This is a genomic window from Ensifer sp. GW821-FHT05G01, assembly GCF_059419585.1.
Genome location: NZ_JBWKSC010000014.1, coordinates 118,879 through 141,707, shown reverse-complemented (window position 1 = coordinate 141,707; position 22,829 = coordinate 118,879). Strand labels below are relative to the sequence as shown.

The following is a 22,829-nucleotide window of genomic DNA, read 5'->3' as shown; positions in this document are numbered from 1 at the left end:
ACGATGTCGATAGGGCACAAACTGCTGATCGCGATACCCGTCGGCCTGTTGCTGACGGGGCTATCGGCCTTTGCCCTCGATAAGGCCGACCGGGCATTTCCGCCGCCGCTTGAGGCGGCCGGCATCGTCTCCCGGGAGGTTCTCGACGCCGACGGCCAATTGCTGCGGGCCTTTGCGACACCCGACGGTCTCTGGCGGCTGAAGACGACGGTCGATGACGTCGATCCGCAGTTCCTGCGCATGCTGGTCGCCTATGAGGACCAACGCTTCCGGGAACATGCCGGTATCGACATCCTCGCGCTCGGGCGCGCCGCGCTGCAATTCGTCAGCAACGGCCGCATCGTCTCCGGCGCGTCCACGCTTTCGATGCAGGTGGCGCGGCTGATCGAACCGCGCGAGCAGCGAAGCGTGACGGCCAAGCTGCTGCAGATTGCTCGCGCTATTCAGATCGAACGCCGGCTTTCGAAGGACCAGATCCTCGATCTCTATCTCAGCCACGCCCCCTATGGCGGCAATCTCGAAGGCGTGCGCGCAGCCAGCCTTGCATGGTTCGGCAAGGAGCCGAAGCGCCTTTCGGTCGGCGAAGCTGCCTTGCTTGTGGCGCTGCCGCAATTGCCGGAAAAGCGCCGGCCCGACAGAAATCACGCGGCCGCCGAGACTGCTCGCCAGCGCGTCTTGACCCGCATGGCCGTTGCCGACGTGATCGGCGAAGGCGAGGCTGAGCGCGCGGCGATCACCGCCATTCCGAGGCGCCGCCTTCAGCTACCCGCCTATGCCGCGCATCTGGCCGAGCTCGCGCTGCGCAAGCAGCCAACCGCCGTAAAGCATCAAACGACGTTGCGCCGCAGTGTTCAGCGCGGGCTCGAGGCGGTTGCGCGCGATGGCGCCGCCAAGTTGGGACCGAGGGTGTCCGTCGCCATGATCATGGCCGATGCCCGCACCGGCGAGATCATCGGCGAAGTCGGCTCGGCCGATTACTTCGATGCAAGCCGCTCGGGCTGGATCGACATGACGCGGGTCAACCGCTCACCCGGATCGACGCTCAAGCCGTTCATCTACGGCCTCGCCTTCGAGGAAGGCCTGGTCAGCCAGGAAACCATCATCGAGGACCGCCCAGCCGACTTCTTCGGCTACCGCCCGCGCAATTTCGACATGAGCTACCAGGGCGACGTCAGCGTACGCCAGGCGCTGCAATTGTCCTTGAACGTGCCGGCCATCCGGCTGCTCGACGTCGTCGGCCCTGCCCGGCTGATGGTGCGGTTCCGCCGCGCCGAAGTGAAGCCGGTGCTGCCGGCCGGCGAGGCTCCGGGTCTCGCAATCGGCCTCGGCGGCGTTGGCATGACGCTGCGCGACCTCGTGCAGCTCTATGCGGGTCTCGCCAATCGCGGCTTCCCCGTGCGCCTCGGTGATGGCATCACGGGCACGGCCGGGCTGATCGACGGGGAGCCGCTTCTTTCCCCGGTTTCCGCCTGGCATGTCTCGGATGTGCTGTCCGCGGTTCTGCCGCCGGCGGGAAGCCGCCAGCGGGGCATCGCCTACAAGACCGGCACCAGCTACGGCTACCGCGACGCCTGGTCGGTCGGCTATGACGGCCGGTATGTTCTCGGCGTCTGGGTCGGGCGACCGGACAACGGCGCCGTTCCCGGCCTGACCGGCTACGGCTCCGCCGCGCCGATCCTGTTTGAAGGCTTTGCCAAATCCGGCCTGCCGATCACGCCGCTACCGGATGCGCCGGCTGGTGCCGTACGCATCTCGCAGACCGAACTGCCGATCAGCCAACGCCGCTTCTCGATGACGGCAAGCGGGCTGGTCAACGCCTCGGCGCGCGAGCCAGCGCCACAGATCGTCTTTCCGCCCGAGGGCGCACGCGTCGAACTGGGCGCCAACCTTGAGACAATGTCGCCGCTGACCCTGAAGCTGCAAGGCGGTCGCGCGCCCTTCCGCTGGCTTGCCAATGGCAGACCGCTGCCCGACCCGACCCGCAGACGGACGACGCAGTGGCAGCCGGATGGGGCCGGCTATTCCACCCTCACGGTGATCGACGCCATCGGGCGGGCGGCTAGTGTTCGCGTCTTCATCGAATAGCACTCGGCCGCATTCCTCAATTTCCGCTCGACGCATGGTCGCGTGCGGCGATGCCCACTGGCACACAGCCCTATCCGACGCCCCCGAACCTCCAACACAGGAGCAACCGGCAATGGACCGGTAAATGGGCGAACAGCACCGCGTAAGATTCACGAAATAGTAAGTTTTGTCGGCAGAGGGTGCGGATGCTTGCGCCGTGCCGCCGCACAACCTCCGCTCGACAGCCTGTCTACGGTCGCCGAACGATGCTCATTTGAATGAAGGATTGCTTGGATGTCGAAGGCCATGACCGTCATCGTTGCCGACGACCACGCCATCGTGCGCGAAGGCTTGAAGATGCTGCTGTCGACGATGGCGGATGTAACCGTGGTTGCCGAGGCCGCCGACGGCGAGGCCGTGCAGGTACTTGCCCGCAGCGAACCGGCAGACCTTCTGGTCCTCGACCTCGGCATGCCGGGTGTTGCCGGCATCCAGTTCATCGCCGATATCAGGGCGATGGCGCCAAGAATGAAGATCCTGGTGTTGACCGCCAATGTCGAACCGAGGACGGTTCGCGCTGCCATCGAGGCCGGGGCCAACGGTTATCTCACCAAGAACGGCGACCCCGCCGAACTTGCAGACGCCGTAGATGCGCTCCGTGCCAACGACATCTATCTCGCCCAATCGATCCGCTTTGCCGTCAGCGACCCGGCCCGACAGACGCTGCCGTCGGCGACCGACGAAGCTCTTTCGCCCATTCCGCTCACCCGGCGGGAGATGCAGATCCTCTCGCTCGCAGCCCAGGGGCTGACGGCACGCGAGATCGCCGAACGGCTTGGCATCAGCCCGCTCACCGCCCGCAAGCACCGCGAAAACCTGATGCGCAAGCTCAGCCTGCACAGCGCCGCAGAGATTGCCGCCTACGCGGTTCGCATCGGCCTGCCTATCGGCTGAGATCCGCATGCGGCACCTGCTCCTATTGGTGACGTTCGCTTAACCACCACAATATTAGCAACGGGTTCGAAACGACGAAATACGACACCTGCCGTATGTCGCATCGATACAACCAAGCGTAGTTCTCCCCCTGCTCGAATTCCGGACAGAACGGATCGGGCTGAACGCCACGCTGCTGGAAAGACAGCCGGCGAACCGGAGGAACCGCCATGCCCTCGATTGACCACTGGATTTCGTTTGCAGTCGCGACCGCGATCTTTGCCTGCATGCCGGGACCGGCCATTCTTTATATGACCGCGCAGACCCTGGCGCATGGGCGTAAGGCCGGTTTCCTCGCGGCGCTCGGCATTCATATCGGCTGCTATGTGCATATCGCCGCAGCAACGCTGGGGCTTGCCGCCCTTCTCGCTCACGCTCCGTTTCTCTATGCCGCAATCAAGCTTGCGGGTGCCATCTATCTGGTCTGGCTTGGCGGCACGATGCTGCTCGGCATCGGCAAACATGACGGGCACAAGACGGACGCCAAGCCGGGTGTGCTGCGCGACAGCATCTTCGTAGAAATTCTCAACCCGAAGACGGCACTGTTCTTCGTAACGTTCCTGCCGCAATTCGTCGATCCGGCGGCGGCGATGCCAGTCACGCTACAGTTCCTGATCTTCGGGATGCTTGTCAACCTGGCGTTGTCTGCAGCAGATGTCGCAGCGGTGCTGCTCGCGTCGCTCACACTTGGTCGTTTCACCGGCGGCCAAAACCGCCTGGTTCCGCGGGCCTGCGGTTCGATCCTCATCGGGCTTGGCATGCTGCTCGCAACGCAATCCGTCTGACGTGCGGACGCCGTGATCAAGTGCTGCCCCATGCCGACGTTCCATAAGCGGCGATCCCCTTTCCTATCGTGGCTGTTTCAGCGATGATATCGGCGCATTGAACGTCAGCGGAATGCTCGAAATCCTTCGGATGCCCATCGCCAAGGCATGGCCGGCGTCTGTGTGAGAGGAAGGCGGTCGCATGCTTAGTCTTGCCGAGATTTCCGAAGCAGCCGAGAGCCTCCAGCGGGCCGAAGTCGATCGCCGCCAGATTGGTCTCTTGTCACTCAAGCACCCGGGTATGACTGTCGATGAAGCCTATGCGGTTCAATCCGCCTGGGTCCGGCGCAAGCGGGACCTCGGTCGACGGATCATCGGCTTCAAGATCGGCTTGACCTCGAAGGCGATGCAGCAGTCGCTCGGCATCGATACGCCGGATTCCGGCGTGCTGTTCGACGACATGCTGTTTGAGGACGGCGCGACCATTCCCGCTGACCGCTTCATCCAGCCTCGGGTGGAGGCGGAGATCGCCTTCGTGATGAAGGCACCGCTCAAAGGGCCGCGCGTCACCGTCTTGAACGTGCTCAACGCCACCGACTTCGTAATCCCTGCCCTGGAGATCCTCGACACCCGCATCCTCAGACGTGATCCCGAGACGCAACAGGCAAGAGGCATCGCCGATACGATCGCCGACAACGCCGCCAATGCCGGACTGATCCTCGGCGGGCGGCCGATGCGCGCGGACGCGGTCGACATGCGCTGGATGGGTGCGATCCTCTCACGCAATGCCGAGGTCGAAGAAACCGGATTGGGCGCCGGCGTTCTCAATCATCCCGCCCGCGGTATCGCCTGGCTCGCCAACCGGCTGGCACAATATGGCGATGCGATCGAGCCGGGGCAGATCGTGCTTTCCGGCTCGTTCGTGCGGGCAGTGGAAGCGCGCAGTGGCGACACGTTCGTTGCCGATTTCGGCAGCCATGGCACGGTCAGCTGCCATTTCAGCCAGAGCGCGCCGCCTGACCAAACGGCGACAACGGGTTAGTGCACTTTCCTCGCAGCGCTACTGCACCAGGATGGCGCGGAAGTCGTTGACGTTGGTCCCGGTTGGTCCCGGCTTGAAGATATCGCCAAGCGCATCGAAAGCGCTCCAACTGTCGTTGCGCTGCAAAAATGCTGCCGCATCAAGCCGCTGGGCGGCGAGCCGGGCGATGGTGGTGCCGTCGGCAAAGGCACCGGCATTGTCCTCGGAGCCGTCGATGCCGTCGGTATCAGCCGCGAGCGCCGATACGCCGCTCGCACCATCGATGCCGAGTGCCAGAGACAGAAGGAATTCGCTGTTGCGTCCGCCCTTGCCTGCACCCTTTATCGTCACGGTCGTCTCGCCGCCGGAGAGAACCACAACCGGTTTGGCGAATGGCCGACCGCGCCCGGCCACCTCGCGGGCGATTGCCGCGTGGACACTGCCGACATCGCGCGCCTCGCCCTCGATCGCATCCGACAGGATGATCGCCTCGATCCCGGCCTCCCGCGCCTTGGCGGCAGCGGCTTCGAGCGAGACGGAGGCGGAGGCGATCAGGCGCACGTCATTGTCGGCGAAGCGCGGATCGGACGGTGACGGCGCGTCGGCCGCCGGATCTGCGAGCCATGCCAGAACCTTTTCGGGCAGTTGCAAACCGTAGCGCTCGACGATCTTCAGGGCGTCGGCGCGCGTGCTTGCATCCGGCAGCGTCGGGCCGGACGCGACCAGCGCCGGGTCGTCACCGGGAATGTCGGAAACAATGAGCGAGACAACCTTGGCAGGATAGGCTGCGGCTGCAAGCCGGCCACCCTTGATCATCGAGACATGCTTGCGCACCGCATTCATGGCACTGATCGGCGCGCCCGAGGCAAGCAATGCCCGGTTGACGGCAACTTCGTCGTCAAGCGAAAGCCCGGGAGGCGGCGCGGGCAACAAGGCAGAACCACCACCGCAGACAAGGGCGACGACCAGATCGTCCGTCGTCAGGCCGCTGACTTCGGCAAGCAGGCGTTGCGCGGCCTGAAGGCCGCTTTCGTCCGGCAGGGGATGCGACGCCTCCAGCACCTCGATGCGCTCGCAAGGGGCTGCGTAGCCATAGCGGGTGACGACAACGCCGGAGAGCGGGCCGTCCCAGTGACGCTCAAAGGCCTGAGCCATCTGGGCTGCACCCTTGCCGGCACCAACGACAACGGTGCGGCCCCTCGGCCGCTCCGGCAAATTGGCGGCGATCACCAATGCCGGATCGGCGGCGGCAACCGCCGAGGTAAACAACGTCTCCAGAAACCTGCGTGGATCGGTGATGGCTGGCATTGGTATCCCCCTGATAACGAAGTCGTCTCGGGCGGCGGTTCCTCCAACCGCCGCCCGGACACATGATCGGTCCGATGCAATGGGTCCACGGACGGATCATGCGCATTTATATGGCCGGCAACGGCCTCACGCGACCTGATGGTTCGCCATGCGCTCGAGAGCACGCACCAGGCCGGAATGGTCGAGCCCGCTGTCGCCATTGGCGGCGCAGTTATTGAACAGTTCCTGCGTCGCTGCCGTGTTCGGCAGCGAGATGCCAAGGGACTTTGCACCCTGCAGCGCGAGGTTCAGGTCCTTCTGGTGCAGCGAGATGCGGAAGCCCGGATCGAAGGTGCGCTTGATCATCCGGTCACCATGCACTTCGAGGATGCGCGAAGAGGCAAAACCGCCCATCAGCGCTTCGCGAACCCGCGCGGGATCGGCGCCGGCCTTCGAGGCGAAGACGAGTGCTTCGGAAACCGCCTCGATGGTGAGCGCAACGATGATCTGATTGGCAACCTTCGTCACCTGGCCGTCACCGCAATCGCCGACGAGCGTGATATTTTTGCCCATCAGCTGAAACAGCGGCAGAGCGCGGTCGAAGCTTTCCTGCGAACCGCCGGCCATAATCGACAGCGAGGCGTTCTTGGCGCCGACTTCACCGCCGGAGACCGGCGCATCGACGTATTCCGCGCCGGTTTCGCGGACCTTCTTGGCGAACTCCTTGGTCTCGATCGGTGAGATCGAGCTCATGTCGATGACAAGCTTGCCCTTGGAGAGGCCGTAGGCGACGCCGTTCTCGCCGAAGAGGACGTCCTTCACTTCAGGCGTATCCGGCAGCATCAGGATGATGGTGTCGACGGTTTCCGCAAGCGCCTTTGGCGTCTCGACGAATTTCAGGCCGTTATCGAGGAGTTCCTGCCGCGGCGGGATGGCGAATTTCGAGGTGATAACCGTGTGTCCGGCATCCTGCAGATGGCGTGCCATCGGCGTGCCCATGATGCCCAGTCCAATAAAGCCGATCGTTGCCATTATGCCTAACTCCTGATCTTGATGATATCTGCGGATTGCGTGCGCTTGCGCTCTGCCCCAAGCCAGCCGAGGCCTTCGGCTGTCGTGGTGCGCGGCTTGTATTCGCAGCCGATCCAGCCGTCATAACCTGCCTCTTCGAGCGCATCGAAGACGTAGGGGTAGTTGATCTCGCCGGTCCCCGGCTCGTTGCGACCAGGATTGTCGGCGAGCTGAACGTGGGCGATTCGATCGGCAAAGCGCTTGTAGGTGCCGATAAGTTCGCCCTGCGTGCGCTGCTGGTGGTAGAGGTCGTACTGGATGAACAGATTGTCGCTGCCGACCTCGTCGATGATCGAGGCGGCCTGCTCGACCGTGTTGAGATAGAATCCGGGAATATCGAAGTCGTTGATCGGTTCGATCAACAGGCGAATGCCCTGCTTGCCGAGTTCGCTTGCCGCAAGCCTGAGATTGGCGACCAGCGTGCTGCGCAGCACGTCTTCCGAGATCCCGACCGGCGCGATGCCGACCAGGCAGTTGACCTGCTTGCAATCGAGTGCGGTCGCATAGTCGATGGCGCTCGCCACGCCCTTGCGGAACTCGTCGATCCGATCTGGAAGGATTGCGATACCGCGCTCGCCGCCGGCCCAGTTGCCGGCTGGCAGGTTGTGCAGCACCTGCGTCAGCCCATAACGCTGCAGCTCGCCGCGCAGGCTCACCTTCTCGAACTCGTAGGGAAAGAGATACTCGACACCTTCGAAACCGGCCTTGGCCGCAAGGGCAAAACGATCGAGGAACGGCGCCTCGGTAAACAGCATTGTCAGGTTCGCAGCGAACTTCGCCATGCGGTGATTCCTCCTTGTGATTGTTTTTTAATCGAGCAGCGCTGCGATCGCGGTCGGCACGTCCTCGCCGCGGATCGCCAGTTCCTCGAATTCGACGACCGCATTGATGTCGACGCCCATGGAGATGTTGGTGACGCGCTCGAGGATGAACTCGATGACGACGGGAACCTGATGCTCGTCCATCAATGCGCGCGCACGGTCGAACGCCTCCTGGAACTCGTTGGGACTGCGCACCCGGATCGCCTTGCAGCCGAGCCCTTCGGCGACCGCGACATGGTCGACGCCATAGCCCTTCTCTGCGTCGCCAGAGGCGTTGATGTTGTCGAAGGCGAGGCTGACCTCGAAGTCCATGTTAAAGCCGCGCTGGGCCTGGCGGATGAGGCCGAGATAGGAATTGTTCACGACCACGTGCAGGTAGGGCAGCTTGTGCTGGGCGCCGACCGCCAGTTCCTCGATCATGAACTGGAAGTCATAGTCCCCGGAAAGCGCAACGATCGTCCGGTCCGGATCGGCGGCACGCACGCCGAGCGCTGCCGGCAATGTCCAGCCGAGCGGACCGGCCTGGCCGCAATTGATCCAGTTGCGCGGCTTGTAGACGTGCAGGAACTGGGCGCCGGCGATCTGGCTGAGGCCGATGGTCGAGACATAGCAGGTATCGCGGCCGAAGGCCTTGTTCATCTCTTCGTAGACGCGCTGGGGCTTCAGCGGCGTCTGGTCGAAATGGGTCTTGCGCAGCAGTGTCCGCTTGCGTTCGCGGCATTCTTCCGCCCAGCCCGACCAGTCGCGCAGCTTGCCGGCCGTCTTCCACTCGGTTGCGACGTCAAGGAACAGCTTCAGCGCGGCACCCGCATCGGAGACGACCCCGAAATCCGGCGCGAAGACGCGGCCGATCTGCGTCGGTTCGATGTCGACATGGACGAACTTGCGTCCTTCGGTATAGGTCGGGACGTTGCCAGTGTGGCGGTTGGCCCAACGGTTGCCGACGCCGAGCACGAAGTCGGAGGCGAGCATGTTGGCGTTGCCGTAGCGATGCGACGTCTGCAGGCCGCACATGCCGGCCATCAGCGGATGGTCGTCCGGGATCGTGCCCCAGCCCATCAGCGTCGGGATAACGGGAATGCCGGTGATCTCGGCAAATTCGGTAAGCAGGTCCGAAGCGTCGGCGTTGATGATGCCGCCACCGGCGACGATCAACGGCCGTTCGGCCTCGTTCAGCATCGCGATGACCTTCTCGGCCTGAGCACGCGTCGCCTTGGGCTTGTAGGGATCGAGCGGCTCATATGTTTCGGGATCGAACTCGATCTCGGCGAGCTGAACATCGACGGGCAGGTCGATGAGGACCGGGCCCGGCCGGCCGGAACGCATCAGATGGAACGCCTTCTGGAAGACGAAAGGTACCAGCGCCGGCTCCATCACGGTCACGGCCCATTTGGTGACGGGTGCGGCGATCTTGGCGATGTCGACGGCCTGGAAATCCTCCTTGTCCAGACGGGCACGCGGCGCCTGACCGGTGATGCAAAGGATCGGGATAGAATCGGCGGAGGCCGAGTAGAGGCCGGTGATCATGTCGGTGCCGGCGGGGCCCGACGTGCCGATGCAGACGCCGATATTGCCATGTCTGGCGCGTGTGTAACCCTCGGCCATATGCGAGGCGCCTTCGACGTGGCGGGCGAGGATGTGGCGCACCGAGCCGCGCGCCCTCAGGGCGGAGTAGAACGGATTGATCGCCGCACCGGGTACGCCGAAGGCACAATCGATGCCCTCTTTTTCGAGAACGTAAACAGCCGCATCGACGGCACGCATCTTAGCCATGGGAACTCCTCCTGTTTGATGAGACGATAACCCATAATGAACGATACTCAACGGCTAAATGGAATTCATTTCCATCATACGGAAATAAACATCTTCAAGAATTTCGAAACAATCGATCCCGCTCCTGCTAGAGGATGATGGACATGACTCGGGGATCGCTGGAGGACGAAGGATGGATGCGACAGGCAAGGGAAAACGCGGCAGGAAGGCCGGCGAGAACGCAGCGCCCGGCTCCGTACAGGTGCTCGACCGCAGCCTGACGCTGCTGGCGATCGTTGCCGAAAACGACGGCTCGACCCTGACGCACCTGTCCGATGTGACCGGCATGGCACCATCGACAGTGCACCGGCTGCTGACCTCTCTCGCCAACCACGGCATGGTGATGAACGATCCGGACACCGGCGCCTGGACCATCGGCCTGAAAGCATTCGAGATCGGCAACGCCTATCTGCGCTTCCGCAAGCTCGGCACCATCAGTCGTCCGTTCCTGAAGCAGTTGATGGAGGAAAGCGGCGAAACAGCGAACATCGGCATCGAGGAAGGCGGCGATGTCGTCTTCATCTCGCAAGTGGAAAGCCATGCCCCAATGCGGGCGTTCTTTCGCCCCGGCCGGCGCGGGCCGATCCATGCGTCGGGCATCGGCAAGGCGATCCTGTCGACCTGGGCGGACAAGGATGTGGCGCATCTGCTTGCCGGGCGCGAGCTCGCGCATTTCACCGACAAAACGCGCGACAGCCTGCCGGCACTGCTGCAAGATATCCAGACCATCCGCCAGCGCGGCTGGTCGGTCGACGACGAGGAACACACGCTTGGCATGCGCTGCGTGGCCGCACCGATCTTCAACGAATATGGCGAGACGATAGCCGGCATCTCGATCTCGGGGCCGTCGGTGCGCGTCAACGACGACAGGTTGGCGCTGCTCGGCCCGGTCGTGCGCGAACGCGCCGATGCCCTGACACGCGCGATGGGCGGCAAACGGCCGGAAGACCTCTGACGAAGAAAGCCTCCCCCTTGTGGGGGAGGCTCGGATTGCTCAGCGGGGAAGGATGGGCGTGAATGGGTCGCAGTTGCCCAAGCCGCCCTCGTTCCGGTGCGTGTCGCAGGAACCTTGTCAGCCCAAGTCCTTGGGCTGGAAGGTCTTAAACCTGACAGACGTCAGGTCGGTGGATTCCGGCACAAGGCCGGAATGAGGAAACGGCTCAGACCGTCTCGAGCTTGCGGCCACCTTCAGCCTCTGCCGCAACGACTTGGGCACTTGCACGATGTTTCATCGGCTTGCCGGCGACATAGGTCTCGGCCACCGAGCGATCGTCCCCCATGGTCTGCAGGATGAAGAGTTCCTCGGCGAGGTTCTTGGCCACGCGCATGCGCAGTTCCATCGACGGCTTGGCGCGGCTGTCGAGCACGACGATATCGGCGTCGGCGCCGATATGCAGCGAGCCGATCCGGCCGTCGAGATCGAGCGCCCGCGCGTTGCCGAGCGTCATCATGTAGAACGAGTTCAGCGGAGAAAGCCGCTGGCCCTGCAGATGAAGAACCTTATAGGCCTCGTCCATGGTTTCGAGCATCGAGAAGCTGGTGCCGGCGCCGACATCGGTTGCCACCGACCAGCGGGCGCCGAGCTTGTCGAACCGGTCGCGATCGAAGAGGCCTGAGCCCAGGAACAGGTTCGAGGTCGGACAGAACGTGCCGACGGCGCCCGTCTCTGCAAGAACCGAAATCTCGCGGTCACTCAGATAGATGCAGTGCCCAAGCAGCGTCTTGCGCGTCAGCAGATCGTAGCGGGCATAGATGTCAGTATAGTCCTTCGCGTCCGGATAGAGCGAGGTCGCAAACGCGATCTCATCCTTGTTCTCGGAAAGATGGGTCTGGACGTAACACTCGGGATGTTCGGCAACGAGCGCGCGGCTCATCTCCATCTGTTCCGGCGTCGAGGTAATGGCGAAGCGCGGGCTGATGGCGTAGTGCGCACGGCCGCGGCCATGCCACTTACCGATCAGGTGCTTGGTCTCGTCGTAGCCGAGTTGAGGCGTATCGCGCAGCGCGTCCGGCGCATTGCGGTCCATCATCACCTTGCCGCCGATCATCAACATTCCGCGCTCTTCGGCCGCCCCGAAGTAGGCATCGACGCTTTCCGGATGGACCGAGCAATAGGCGACAGCCGTGGTGGTGCCGTTGGACAGCAGCTCGTCCATGAACCGGCCGGCGATGAACTGCGCATGCTCCGGCTCACGGAACTTCTGTTCCTCGACGAAGATGTAGGTGTTCAGCCATTCGAGCAGTTGCGCGCCATAGGAGGCGATCGCCTGCGTCTGCGGGAAATGCAGATGCGTATCGATCAGGCCCGGCAGCACGAGGTTCGGCCGGTGATCGGCAACCTTGACCGCAGGGCCGGCGCGACGCGAAACGTCTGCATGTTCGCCGATATCGGCAACCTTGCCGCCCCGCACCAGAACGGCGCCGTCTTCGAAATAGCGATAGGAAGCGATATCGTCGATGCCCTCAGGCTTTTCGACGAAGGTCAGCACGCGGCCGCGGATGAGCAAATCGGTCATTGAACCTTACCTCCATTCACAACGGACTCGTACCAGGCGACGAGCAGTTGTCGCTCTTCGTCCGATACGCCCGTAACATTGGCCGGCGGCATGGCATGCGAACGGCCGGCCTGCAGATAGATTTCGCGAGCGTGATTGGCGATCTCGGTATCGGTCTCAAGCGTCACGCCCTTGGGCGGCACGACCATCCCCTCCCAGCCGGGTTCCTTGGCATGGCACATGGAACAGCGGCCGAGCACGGTATCGCGCACTTTCGGAAAGGCTTCCGCGGTGACGAACGGCTGCTGGGCCGCCGACACCTTTGCCTCCTCGTCGCCGCTGAGGATCTTCGGCACCGTCGACAGCCACATGATGACAATGAAGAGCAGCACGGTTGCAAGCCATGTCCAGGTCGGGTTGCCCTTGTCGGCGTGGCGAGTGTTGAAATAGTGGCGGATGGTGACGCCCATCAGGAACACCAGCGACGCAATGATCCAGTTGTACTGGGTGCCGAACGCCAGCGGATAGTGGTTCGACAGCATCAGGAACAACACCGGCAGCGTCAGGTAGTTGTTGTGCGTCGAGCGCTGCTTGGCGATGACGCCGTATTTCGCGTCCGGCGTGCGGCCGGCGATGAGGTCGGCAACGACGATCTTCTGGTTCGGGATGATGATGAAGAAGACGTTCGCCGACATGATCGTCGCGGTGAAGGCGCCGAGGTGCAGGAAGGCGGCGCGACCGGTGAAGAGCTGCGTGTAGCCCCAGGCCATTCCGACCAGGATGAAATACAGAAGCACCATCAGCTTTGTGTTGTCGCGGCCGGCCGGAGACTTGCAGATCGTATCATAGGCAAGCCAGCCGAAACCGATCGAGGCCAGCGAAATGGCGATCGCCGTCGTCTTCGACACGTCGAGCACATTCGGGTCGATCAGGTAGAGATCCGCGCCGGCATAATAGACCATGCACAGCATGCCGAACCCGGAAAGCCAGGTGACGTAGGATTCCCATTTGAACCAGATCAGGTGCTCGGGCATGTTTGCGGGCGCCACTAGATACTTCTGGATGTGGTAGAAGCCGCCGCCGTGAACCTGCCATTCCTCGCCATAGGCGCCGACGGGCAGATCGGGTCTCTTCTTCAGGCCGAGGTCGAGCGCGACGAAATAAAACGACGAACCGATCCACGCGATACCGGTGATGACGTGCAGCCATCTCATGGCAAAGGTGAGCCAATCCCAGGCTATGGCATACTCGTACATGCAATTCTCCCATTTCTCCGTGCGGCATTATGTGTCATTGCTGGAGTTCGGGGGAACGTCGCTGCGTCACCAACACTTTCAAAAAAATCTATATAATCGCGACGGAATGGATGCGTTACATAACGCCCGGAGGAGAGATCGGGAGGCATGTCATATCTGGACAATGTGCGCGTCTTCGTACGCGTCGTAGAACTTGGAACCCTGTCGGCGGCTGGTCGCGACCAGCGCGTAACACCGGCGGTTGCCAGCAATAGAATCAAAGAGTTGGAGCGCCATATGGGCGTTCGGCTGTTCAACCGGACGACGCGCAAGCTGACGCCAACGGAGCACGGTCGCGTGTTCTACGACGGTGCCGTCAAGATCCTCGAGGCGGTCAACGAGGCGGAAAACGCCATTGCAGACCTCTCGCACAATCCGAAGGGCGCACTGAAGATTACCGCTCCGTTAGGGATAGGTCGAAGGCTGATTGCCTCGGGCATTCCGGAGTTTCACGACAAGTATCCCGATATCGAAGTGCGGCTCCGGCTCTCCGACCACAATGTCGACATCCTGTCGGAAGGCGTGGACGTCGCCTTCAAGCTCGGCATTCTCGAGGATTCGAACCTGCGCATGCGCGGCATCATGAACTGCGAGCGGGTCGTATGCGGCGCACCCGCCTATTTCGAAAAACGCGGCATGCCGCAGACCCCGGACGAGCTGATCGCCGACAAGCACGACTGTCTGCTTTTGCGCTACCCTGGCTCCAAGGAATATTTCTGGACGCTGCAGACACCGGAAGGCGTGAGGAAATTCGAAGTGACCGGCCCTTACGATTCGGATGACGGCGACGTGCTGACCCAATGGGCGCTCGACGGACGCGGCATCATCAACAAGCCACTTTTCGAAGTGAAGAGCCACATCAACGCTGGCGAACTGGTGCCGATCCTGGCATCGACGCCGCCGCTCGGCGTGCAACTGGCGGCGATCTATCCGCACAAGCGTTTTCAGGACCCGAAGGTGCGGCTGATGATCGACTATATGGCGGAGCGCTGTCAGCGGCTGATCGGCAAGATGCTGGCCTGACGGCCAGCATCGGTAAAACTGCGCTCGGGTCCAAAGACTAAGGCACGAGCACGATCTTGCCCATCGCGCTTCGCGCTTCCAGGACGCTATGCGCCTCGGCCGCCTGTGCCAGCGGAAACCGGCCACCCACATGAACTTTCAGCCGCCCATCTTCTACCTGACGGAACAGATGACCGAGATCGACCTTCAGGCCGGAAGGGGTGAGCAAAGGCAACAGGGCAAAGCCGCGTAGCGACTGATTGTTCGACAGCATCCGTTCGACATCGCCTGCCGCGAGTTCGAATCGGCCCATCGCGCCAAAGACAAGCTCACCGCCGGGCGAAAGCAAGCAGAGCGCCGATTTGGTGAAGCCACCACCGACGAAGTCGTAGATCGTCTCGACCGAGCCACCCACCAGATGCCGGCTGAGCGTCTCCTGCCAGTCTGCTGTCCGGTAATCGATGGCAACGTCTGCGCCAAGCGAGCGCGCGAACGCGACCTTCTCGCTGCCGCCGGCAAGCGCTATCACCGTCTTGGCGCCCGCCTCCTTTGCGAGCTGAATGAGCAGCGAGCCGACACCGCCGGCCGCAGCAGTCACCAGCACAGTCTTTCCCTTGAGTTTGCTTTGCCGAACGAGATGAAGCGCCGTCAACCCCTGGATCATTAGCGCCGTTGCCACCTCGAACGAAACGTCGTCAGGGATCGGCACAAGTGCGCCGGCGTCGATGGAGACATATTCCGCGCCGCCACCCGAGCCGCGTCCAAAGGCGAACATCGGCACTGCCACCCGCGTGCCGACCGCCGGCGCTGCCACATCTTCGCCCAGCGCCTCGATAACGCCCGCCACCTCGACACCCGGCACCAACGGTAAAACGGGCGTGACGGCATAGCGGTCCTGGCGCGTCAGGACTTCAAAGAAATTGAGCCCGATTGCCCGGACGCGCACCAGCGCTTCACCGCGCCTGGGCGCCGGCTTCGGCGCGTCAATAACTCGAAGGACTTCAGGGCCTCCGAAGGATCGGTATTCAATGGCTCTCATGGATCTGACCTGATTTGATTGGCTTCGATCCGAAACTAGCCCTACTCTCCAACTCAGCTCTACACACCCTTTCGTTCCATACTGACCCACTGGTAACCATGGCCGATATCATCAAGAGACTGCCGTCATTGCCATCCGAACGCGCACTCAAGGTGATCTCGGGGCGCTGGAAGGCAGTGATCCTCTATCATCTGTTCGACGGTCCGCGACGGCTGTCGCAGTTGCGGCGACTTGTTCCGGCCATCAGCCAGAAAGTACTGATCCAGCAGCTTCGCGAGATGGAGGAACACGGCCTGGTTCATCGCGAGATCTTTCGCGAAGTGCCGCCAAGGGTGGAATATTCGGCAACGGCGCTGGGCCAAAGCCTCGAGCCGGTCCTGCTTGCCCTATGCGAATGGGGGCAGCGTCACGCGCAGGAACTGGGCGAATTCGATCAGGTCGGCGATTGCATCATCCGTCCGCGCCAAGGCGCCTGATGTCAGGCGCCGACGTGCTTGCCCCGCTTGGCCGGCGCGACGGCCGGCGTTTCCCAATGATGGTTGAGTGCCGCGGTCATGATCTCGGCCGCGGCGAGCGCTGCGATGACGGCTGGCCGCTTGTCCTTCACCGCCGTGCCGCCGATCGGGCAGACGAGCCGGTCGAACAGATCCGGCCGGCCAATTTCGCGTGAAAGCCAGCTCTTGAACGTGGAGCGCTTGGTCTTCGAACCGATCATGCCGACATAGGACGCGTCGTCCCGCCGGAGCGCCTCGGCCGCGATCAGGAAATCGAGCGCATGGTCGTGGGTGAGAATGACGAAAGCGCTGCCGCGCGGGGCATCGCGGACAACCGCCTCGGGCATCGCCGTCAGGCAGGTCTCGATGCCGTGAACGTTGGCCGCCTCAAGTTCGTCCTCGCGGGTGTCGACGAGAATGGTGCGCACCGGCACGAGCGACAGTGCCATCGCCAATGCGTCGCCGACATGACCGGCGCCGAAGACGTAGACATGGGGGCGACTGGCGATTTCCACGTCGCTGCGGTCAATCAGCATGGCGGCTTTCTCCCGATCGATGCGCGTGAAGGCGAGCGCGACACGCCCGCCGCAACACTGGCCGATCTCGGGGCCGAGCGGGATCGTCATGGCGTCGGCGCGATCGCCGCGCTTCAGGGCGCGCCGGCCGTGATCGATCGCCATATATTCGAGCTGGCCGCCGCCTATGGTGCCGAAAAGACCGTCCGGCGCCACCAGCATCCAGGCGTCGGTGTCGCGCGGCGTCGAGCCGGCAGCTCCGGTTACCTCGACCAGCACGCAGTCCGGTTCGCGGCGCAGAAAGTCCCTGATATCCTCTCGGCTCGCAACCATCGCCATCAACCCTTTGCCACAGTCCCTTGCCTTGCGGCGGCCCGCAGCCGCTCGATCGCCATCAGCACCCGCTCCGGTGTTGCCGGCGCGTCGAGGCGCGGAGCGATACGATACTCCGCAACGCTCGCGGCTGCCATCGACAAGGCCTCCAGTACCGAAATGCCCAGCATGAACGGCGGTTCCCCGACGGCCTTCGACCGCCGGATCGTCTCCTCGCGGTTGACGGACCATTCGGCAAGACGAACGTTGAACACGCGCGGGCGATCGGAGGCAAGCGGGATCTTGTAGGTCGACGGTGCATGCGTGCGCAGCCGCCCCTTGGCATCCCACCAGAGTTCTTCGGTCGTCAGCCAGCCCATGCCCTGAACGAAGGCACCCTCCACCTGGCCGAGGTCCAGTGCCGGGTTCAGCGACCGGCCGACGTCATGCAGGATATCGGTGCGATCGACCTGATATTCGCCGGTCAGCGTGTCGACGCTGACCTCTGAGCAGGACGCGCCATAGGCATAGTAGAAGAACGGACGGCCGCGACCCTCAGAGCGGTTCCAGTGGATCTTCGGCGTCTTGTAGAACCCGGCGGCAGACAGCTGGATGCGGGCGCCATAGGCGAGTTTGATGAACTCGCCGAAGGGCAACCGTTCCGCGCCGATGCGCACCGTGTTCGGCTCGAAAGCAACATCGGCTTCCGCAACGTTCCAGCGTTCGGCAGCAAAGCGCACCAGCCGCGCCTTGATCTGCTGCGCCCCATTGGCGGCGGCCATGCCGTTCAAATCCGCGCCTGAGGATGCGGCCGTCGCCGATGTGTTCGGCACCTTCGCAGTCGTCGTCGCCGTCACCTTGATCCGCCCGAGATCGACCTGGAACTCGTCGGCAACCACCTGCGCGATCTTGGTGTAAAGCCCCTGCCCCATCTCGGTGCCACCATGGTTGAGGTGGATCGACCCGTCGGCATAGACGTGCACCAGTGCGCCGGCCTGATTGTACTCGGTCTTGGTGAAGGAGATGCCGAACTTGACCGGCGTCAGCGCAATGCCGCGCTTGACGATATGATTTTCCCGGTTGAAGGCGATCACGGCTTCTCGACGCGCGGCATAATCGGCCGACGTTTCCAGCTCCTCGATGATGCGGCCGATGATGTTGTCTTCGACCTTCTGGTGATAGGGCGTGAGATTACGACCTTCGCCACCATAGAAGTTGAGTTTGCGGATTTCGAGCGGATCCTTGCCGACCGCGTAGGCGACGTCCTCGATCATACGCTCACCGCCGACCATGCCCTGCGGCCCGCCGAAACCGCGAAACGCGGTGTTGGAAACGGTGTTGGTCTTCAACGGCTTCGAGCGCAGGCGCACATTTGGATAGAAGTAGCAATTGTCGGCGTGAAACAGCGCCCGGTCGGTGACCGGACCGGAGAGATCGGCGGAAAAACCGCAGCGCGCCGCAAACACCGCATCGACCGCCTCGATGCGGCCTTCGTCGTCGAAACCCACCTTGTAGTCGACATGAAAATCGTGGCGCTTGCCGGTCGCCGACATGTCGTCGTCCCGGTCGGGCCTGACCTTGACGGCGCAGCGGTACTTCTTTGCGGCGAGTGCCGCTACGGCTGCAAAGATGTTGGCCTGCGTTTCCTTGCCGCCAAAGCCGCCGCCCATGCGGCGCACATTCACGGTGACGGCGTTCGACGGCACGCCGAGCACGGTTGCCACCATGTGCTGGGTTTCGCTCGGATGCTGGGTCGAGGAATAGACGAGCACCTCGTCGTCTTCGCCAGGAATGGCGAAAGAAATCTGGCCTTCGAGGTAGAAGTGGTCCTGTCCGCCGATGCGCATCTCGCCCTCGACGATGTTTTTCGCCTTGGCAAAACCGGCTTCGATGTCGCCGCGCTCCAGCTTCAGGGGATCGATGACCAACGGATAGTTGGCGGCGGCCGCCTCCAGCACGTCGGTCACATGCGGCAGGTCGCGGTATTCGACCTTGACCTTCACGGCCGCACGCCGTGCCGCCTCGCGCGACGTGGCGATGACGGCGAAGATCGGCTGGCCGTGAAACTCGACCTTGCCAGTCGCAAACACCGGATCGTCGTGTTTATGGGCAGGACTGATGTCGTTCTCACCGGGGATATCGTCGGCCGTCAGGATGCCGATCACGCCTTCACTGGCGCTGACTGCGTCGAAATCGATCGACAGGATATCGGCATGGGCGCGCTGCGACAGGCCGAGATAACCGTGCAGCGTGCCGGCGGGCTCGGGAATGTCGTCGATGTATTCGGCGGTTCCCGACACATGCTTGTGGCCGGATTCGTGCCGCTCGTTTTCGTGGACGCCACCGCGGATGCGGTCGATGGGCTGCATCACATTCATGGGTCTCACCTCCTAGACTGCAACGGCGATGGTGCGGTCGAGCCGGATGTTTCCGGTCGCCTGCGTTTCCAGATAGAAGCGGCGAAGCAGGTTCTTCGCCACCAGCTGGCGGTATTCCGCCGAAGCCCGCCAGTCGGTGAGCGGCGTAAAGTCCTCATCGAAGGCGGAGATCGCTTGCTCGACTGTCGCCTCGCTCCAGACCTTGCCCTTGAGCGTAGCCTCGACATGGTCAGCCCGCTTCGGCGTTCCGGCCATGCCGCCAAAGGCGATCACGGCGTCCGTGACATTGCCGGCACCGTCGAACGTCAGACGGAAGGCGCCGCAGACCGCGGTGATATCCTCATCCAGCCGCTTGGTGATCTTGTAGACGGCAAAGCACGTGTCGGCTTCGAGGAAGGGAATATGGACCGCCTCGACGAATTCGCCGGGCTCGCGATCCTGCTTGCCATAGGCGATGAAGAAATCCTGGAGCGCGACCGTGCGACGGCGCGCGCCCTTGCGCAGCGTCACCGAGGCCCCGAGCGCGATCAGTGCCGGCGGCGTGTCGCCGATCGGCGAACCATTGGCGATGTTACCGCCGACGGTGCCCATATTGCGGACCTGCTGCCCGCCGATCCGGTCCCAGAGTTCGCGCAGTTGCGGGAAATGCTCGGTGATAACTGGATAGGCTTCGGCATAGCTGACACCTGCGCCCAGCGTCACACCGTTCTCGTCGACGGTGATGCGGCGAAGCTCTTCGAGATGCGTCAGGTGCACGACCGGCGCGATATCGCGCATGAACTTCGTGACCCAAAGACCGACATCGGTCGAGCCGGCGACGATCGTCGCCTTCGGATTGGCTTCGAGCACATCGGCAAAATCGTCGACGGAGGCCGGCAACATGAACAGCTCGGATCCCTCGCCGATCACCACGCGGCGACCATCCTGAAGGCTGGCGAGTTCACCGGCGATCCGGTCGCGTTCGGCAAACAGCGGATCCTTGCCGAGATCGCCGATCGTCGAGATCGCTTCTGCGGCGCGGATGATCGCGGCGTAGCCGGTGCAGCGACAGAGGTTGCCCTGCAGCGCCTTTTCGATTTCCGTGATCGACGGCTTCGGGTTCTCCATCCAGAGGCCATAGAGCGACATGACGAAGCCGGGCGTGCAGAAACCGCACTGCGAGGCATGCGTCTCAACCATCGCCTGCTGGACGGGATGAAGCGGGCCGCCCGGCGTTGCCAGCGAATCCACCGTCACAACATGACAGCCGTCGAGCGAGCCGACGAAGCGGATGCAGGCATTGACGGATTCATATTTCAGCTGGCCGCCGAGCATTCGGCCGACCAGTACGGTGCAGGCGCCGCAGTCGCCCTCGGCGCAGCCTTCCTTGGTACCGCGCAGGTTGCGGTCGATGCGCAGGAAATCGAGCAATGTCTGGACCGCCGAAACGTCGGAAAGCTCGACGAGGCGGTGGTTGAGCAGAAAACGGATGGTGTTGCGGATCTGGATGGTCATTGCCGGTCAGCTCCCGCGATAGGTCGAGTAGCCATAGGGCGAGAGCAGCAGCGGCACGTGATAGTGCGCCGCCTGGTCATCTATGCCGAAACGGATGGGGATGACATCGAGGAACGGATTGGCGCCGCGCGCCGCTTCGGAGCCGAGATAATCGCCGGCGTGAAACTGCAACTCGTAGGTGCCCGTCTGCATCAGCGGTCCGCTCAGAAGCGGCTGGTCGCAGCGTCCGTCGCCATTGGTGCGTACCGAGCGCAGGTGCGTCTGGCGCTCGCCTTCGATGCGATAAAGCTCGATGCGCAGGTCCTTGGCCGGTTTGCCACTGGCCGTATCCAGCACATGTGTCGTCAGACGGCCGTCGTTTCCACCATGAGATTGCATGCGTATCGCTCCTCCCGAAGTCAGCTTTCCAGTTGGCAGTATCGAGGCGAGCCAGGGCATTGAGAAGCGGGCCGTTCATTCGAGACTTTCAAAATTTTCAGGGGGAATGACGTTGGAAAAATCCCGTTAGGAATCAGGCCGCAGAGACAAATGTCTGGAGGACTGCTTCATATGAGATACCCCCGCGATCTTCACGGCCATGGCCCTGATACCACCACCGTCTGGCCCGACGAGGCGCGGATTGCCGTGCAATTCGTGATCAATTACGAGGAAGGCGGCGAGAATTGCGTGCTGCATGGCGATGCCGCATCGGAGGCCTTCCTGTCGGAAATCGTCGGCGCTCAGGCCTGGCCCGGACAGCGCCACTGGAACATGGAGTCGATCTATGAATATGGCGCCCGCGCCGGTTTCTGGCGGCTCCACCGGATGTTTACCGAAAAGGGCGTGCCGGCGACGGTCTATGGCGTCGCAACAGCGCTGAAGCGGTCGCCGGCCCAGGTCGCAGCCATGCAGGATGCCGGCTGGGAGATCGCCTCGCACGGCCTCAAATGGATCGAGCACAAGGATTTCAGCCCCGAGCGCGAGCGGGAGGAGATCGCCGAGGCGATCCGGCTGCATACTGTGGTCACCGGCGAACCGCCGCGCGGCTGGTACACCGGCCGCTGTTCCGACAATACGCTCGATCTGGTGACCGAGACCGGCGGCTTCGACTACGTCTCCGACAGCTATGCCGACGACCTGCCCTACTGGCACGAACATGCAGGTCGCCATCAGCTCGTCATTCCCTACACGCTCGACACCAACGACATGCGCTTTGCGACACCGCAGGGGTTCAACAGCGGCGACCAGTTCTTCAGCTATCTCAAGGACAGCTTCGACGTGCTCTATGCGGAAGGTGCCGCGGGCGCGTCGAAGATGCTCAGCATCGGCCTGCACTGCCGCCTCGTCGGCCGGCCGGGTCGCGCCGCAGCACTTGCCCGTTTCATCGATTATGTGAGGGGACACGAGAAAGTCTGGCTCGCCCGGCGCATCGATATCGCCCGCCACTGGGCGAAAACCTACCCGTTCAAGGCCTGGGACGATCGTCCGTCGCGGCTTTCGGAGGCTGAATTTGTCGCTCGCTTCGGCGGCGTCTTCGAACATTCCGAGTGGATCGCCGAACGCGCCTTTGCCGGTGAACTGTCGGCTGCCAACGACACGGCGATCGGGCTTGCAGCGGCGCTGACCGCAGTGTTCCGCGAGGCGACGGCAGACGAGCGTCTTGCCGTGCTCAACGCCCACCCGGATCTCGCCGGCAAACTGGCGCAGGCAAAGCGGCTGACCGAAAGCTCGACCAGCGAGCAGGCGTCCGCCGGCCTCGATGCCTTGACCGATACCGAACGCGCGCGGTTCACCGAACTCAACAGCGCCTATGTCGCAAAGTTCGGCTTTCCGTTCATCATTGCCGTCAGGGGCCGCAGCAAGGATGACATCCTCGCCGCCTTCGAAACCCGCATCGGCAACGATCGCGACAGCGAGCTGGAGACGGCCTGCCGTCAGGTGGAATGGATCGCGCTTCTGCGCCTCAAAGACATGCTGCCGAGCTGAGCAAAGC

The 22,829-nt window shown here is 63.0% G+C and carries 19 protein-coding genes; 8 read left to right on the top strand and 11 right to left on the bottom strand.

Annotated features, from left to right (window positions below):
- Positions 1-3: 3 nt before the first annotated feature.
- The 4 genes from pbpC (at position 4) to hpaH (ending at position 4,863) form a co-directional block, all read left to right on the top strand.
- Positions 4-2,085, top strand: coding sequence for a penicillin-binding protein 1C (gene pbpC / locus AC07UR_RS28185; protein ID WP_209790001.1), 2,082 nt, complete (start codon positions 4-6; stop codon positions 2,083-2,085).
- A 273-nt stretch (positions 2,086-2,358) separates the two neighbouring features.
- A complete protein-coding gene (locus tag AC07UR_RS28180; RefSeq protein ID WP_209790002.1) occupies positions 2,359-3,018 on the top strand; it encodes a response regulator in 660 nt (219 codons plus the stop codon).
- A gap of 209 nt (positions 3,019-3,227) precedes the next feature.
- Complete coding sequence (locus tag AC07UR_RS28175; RefSeq protein ID WP_209790003.1) at positions 3,228-3,842, top strand: LysE family translocator; 615 nt, start codon at positions 3,228-3,230, stop codon at positions 3,840-3,842.
- A gap of 181 nt (positions 3,843-4,023) precedes the next feature.
- A complete protein-coding gene (gene hpaH, locus AC07UR_RS28170) occupies positions 4,024-4,863 on the top strand; it encodes a 2-oxo-hept-4-ene-1,7-dioate hydratase (protein ID WP_209790004.1) in 840 nt (279 codons plus the stop codon).
- Between the two features lie 18 nt (positions 4,864-4,881).
- Here the strand turns inward: hpaH and AC07UR_RS28165 are convergent, their stop codons facing one another.
- From AC07UR_RS28165 to gcl, 4 genes are all read right to left on the bottom strand, one after another.
- Positions 4,882-6,150 carry a glycerate kinase type-2 family protein gene (locus AC07UR_RS28165; RefSeq protein ID WP_173423048.1) on the bottom strand — a complete coding sequence of 423 codons (1,269 nt, stop codon included), beginning with the start codon at positions 6,148-6,150 and terminating at the stop codon, positions 4,882-4,884.
- Between the two features lie 126 nt (positions 6,151-6,276).
- Positions 6,277-7,161: a 2-hydroxy-3-oxopropionate reductase gene (gene glxR, locus AC07UR_RS28160; protein ID WP_173423049.1), complete on the bottom strand. Its 885-nt coding sequence runs from the start codon at positions 7,159-7,161 to the stop codon at positions 6,277-6,279.
- Between the two features lie 5 nt (positions 7,162-7,166).
- Positions 7,167-7,982: a hydroxypyruvate isomerase gene (gene hyi / locus AC07UR_RS28155; RefSeq protein WP_209790005.1), complete on the bottom strand. Its 816-nt coding sequence runs from the start codon at positions 7,980-7,982 to the stop codon at positions 7,167-7,169.
- A 27-nt stretch (positions 7,983-8,009) separates the two neighbouring features.
- Positions 8,010-9,794, bottom strand: a complete 1,785-nt coding sequence (gene gcl, locus AC07UR_RS28150) for a glyoxylate carboligase (RefSeq protein ID WP_209790006.1) — start codon at positions 9,792-9,794, stop codon at positions 8,010-8,012.
- A 172-nt stretch (positions 9,795-9,966) separates the two neighbouring features.
- On the opposite strand from gcl, the gene AC07UR_RS28145 reads away from it, so the two are divergent.
- Positions 9,967-10,788, top strand: coding sequence for an IclR family transcriptional regulator (locus AC07UR_RS28145; protein WP_209790007.1), 822 nt, complete (start codon positions 9,967-9,969; stop codon positions 10,786-10,788).
- 205 nt (positions 10,789-10,993) lie between these two features.
- Here AC07UR_RS28145 and guaD read toward each other — a convergent pair whose 3' ends face one another.
- The gene (gene guaD, locus AC07UR_RS28140; RefSeq protein ID WP_209790008.1) at positions 10,994-12,349 is read right to left on the bottom strand and encodes a guanine deaminase; all 1,356 of its coding nucleotides are present in this window, start codon (positions 12,347-12,349) and stop codon (positions 10,994-10,996) included.
- The gene (locus tag AC07UR_RS28135; protein ID WP_209790009.1) at positions 12,346-13,584 is read right to left on the bottom strand and encodes a urate hydroxylase PuuD; all 1,239 of its coding nucleotides are present in this window, start codon (positions 13,582-13,584) and stop codon (positions 12,346-12,348) included. Before AC07UR_RS28135 ends, guaD begins: the two co-directional genes overlap by 4 nt.
- A gap of 147 nt (positions 13,585-13,731) precedes the next feature.
- Between AC07UR_RS28135 and AC07UR_RS28130 the strand changes: the two genes are divergently transcribed.
- Positions 13,732-14,646 carry a LysR family transcriptional regulator gene (locus AC07UR_RS28130; protein WP_173423055.1) on the top strand — a complete coding sequence of 305 codons (915 nt, stop codon included), beginning with the start codon at positions 13,732-13,734 and terminating at the stop codon, positions 14,644-14,646.
- A gap of 37 nt (positions 14,647-14,683) precedes the next feature.
- On the opposite strand, the gene AC07UR_RS28125 is transcribed toward AC07UR_RS28130, so the two are convergent.
- A complete protein-coding gene (locus tag AC07UR_RS28125) occupies positions 14,684-15,664 on the bottom strand; it encodes a quinone oxidoreductase family protein (RefSeq protein ID WP_209790010.1) in 981 nt (326 codons plus the stop codon).
- A gap of 98 nt (positions 15,665-15,762) precedes the next feature.
- Here AC07UR_RS28125 and AC07UR_RS28120 point away from each other — a divergent pair, with 98 nt between their 5' ends.
- On the top strand, positions 15,763-16,140 hold the full coding sequence (locus tag AC07UR_RS28120) for a winged helix-turn-helix transcriptional regulator (RefSeq protein ID WP_209790011.1): 378 nt from the start codon (positions 15,763-15,765) through the stop codon (positions 16,138-16,140).
- A 2-nt stretch (positions 16,141-16,142) separates the two neighbouring features.
- Here the strand turns inward: AC07UR_RS28120 and xdhC are convergent, their stop codons facing one another.
- Genes xdhC through uraH form a run of 4 tightly spaced genes read right to left on the bottom strand, consistent with a single transcriptional unit; the run spans position 16,143 to position 21,235 of the window.
- Positions 16,143-17,012, bottom strand: coding sequence for a xanthine dehydrogenase accessory protein XdhC (gene xdhC / locus AC07UR_RS28115; RefSeq protein ID WP_209790012.1), 870 nt, complete (start codon positions 17,010-17,012; stop codon positions 16,143-16,145).
- Entirely contained in the window at positions 17,012-19,363 is a 2,352-nt protein-coding gene (gene xdhB, locus AC07UR_RS28110) for a xanthine dehydrogenase molybdopterin binding subunit (protein WP_209790013.1), read from the bottom strand. The genes xdhC and xdhB overlap by 1 nt, the downstream gene beginning before the upstream one ends.
- A 12-nt stretch (positions 19,364-19,375) precedes the next feature.
- A complete protein-coding gene (gene xdhA, locus AC07UR_RS28105; protein ID WP_209790014.1) occupies positions 19,376-20,857 on the bottom strand; it encodes a xanthine dehydrogenase small subunit in 1,482 nt (493 codons plus the stop codon).
- Positions 20,858-20,863: 6 nt separating this feature from the next.
- Positions 20,864-21,235, bottom strand: coding sequence for a hydroxyisourate hydrolase (gene uraH / locus AC07UR_RS28100; RefSeq protein WP_209790015.1), 372 nt, complete (start codon positions 21,233-21,235; stop codon positions 20,864-20,866).
- Positions 21,236-21,406: 171 nt separating this feature from the next.
- On the opposite strand from uraH, the gene puuE reads away from it, so the two are divergent.
- Positions 21,407-22,822: an allantoinase PuuE gene (puuE, locus tag AC07UR_RS28095; RefSeq protein ID WP_209790016.1), complete on the top strand. Its 1,416-nt coding sequence runs from the start codon at positions 21,407-21,409 to the stop codon at positions 22,820-22,822.
- The last annotated feature ends 7 nt before the right edge of the window (positions 22,823-22,829 follow it).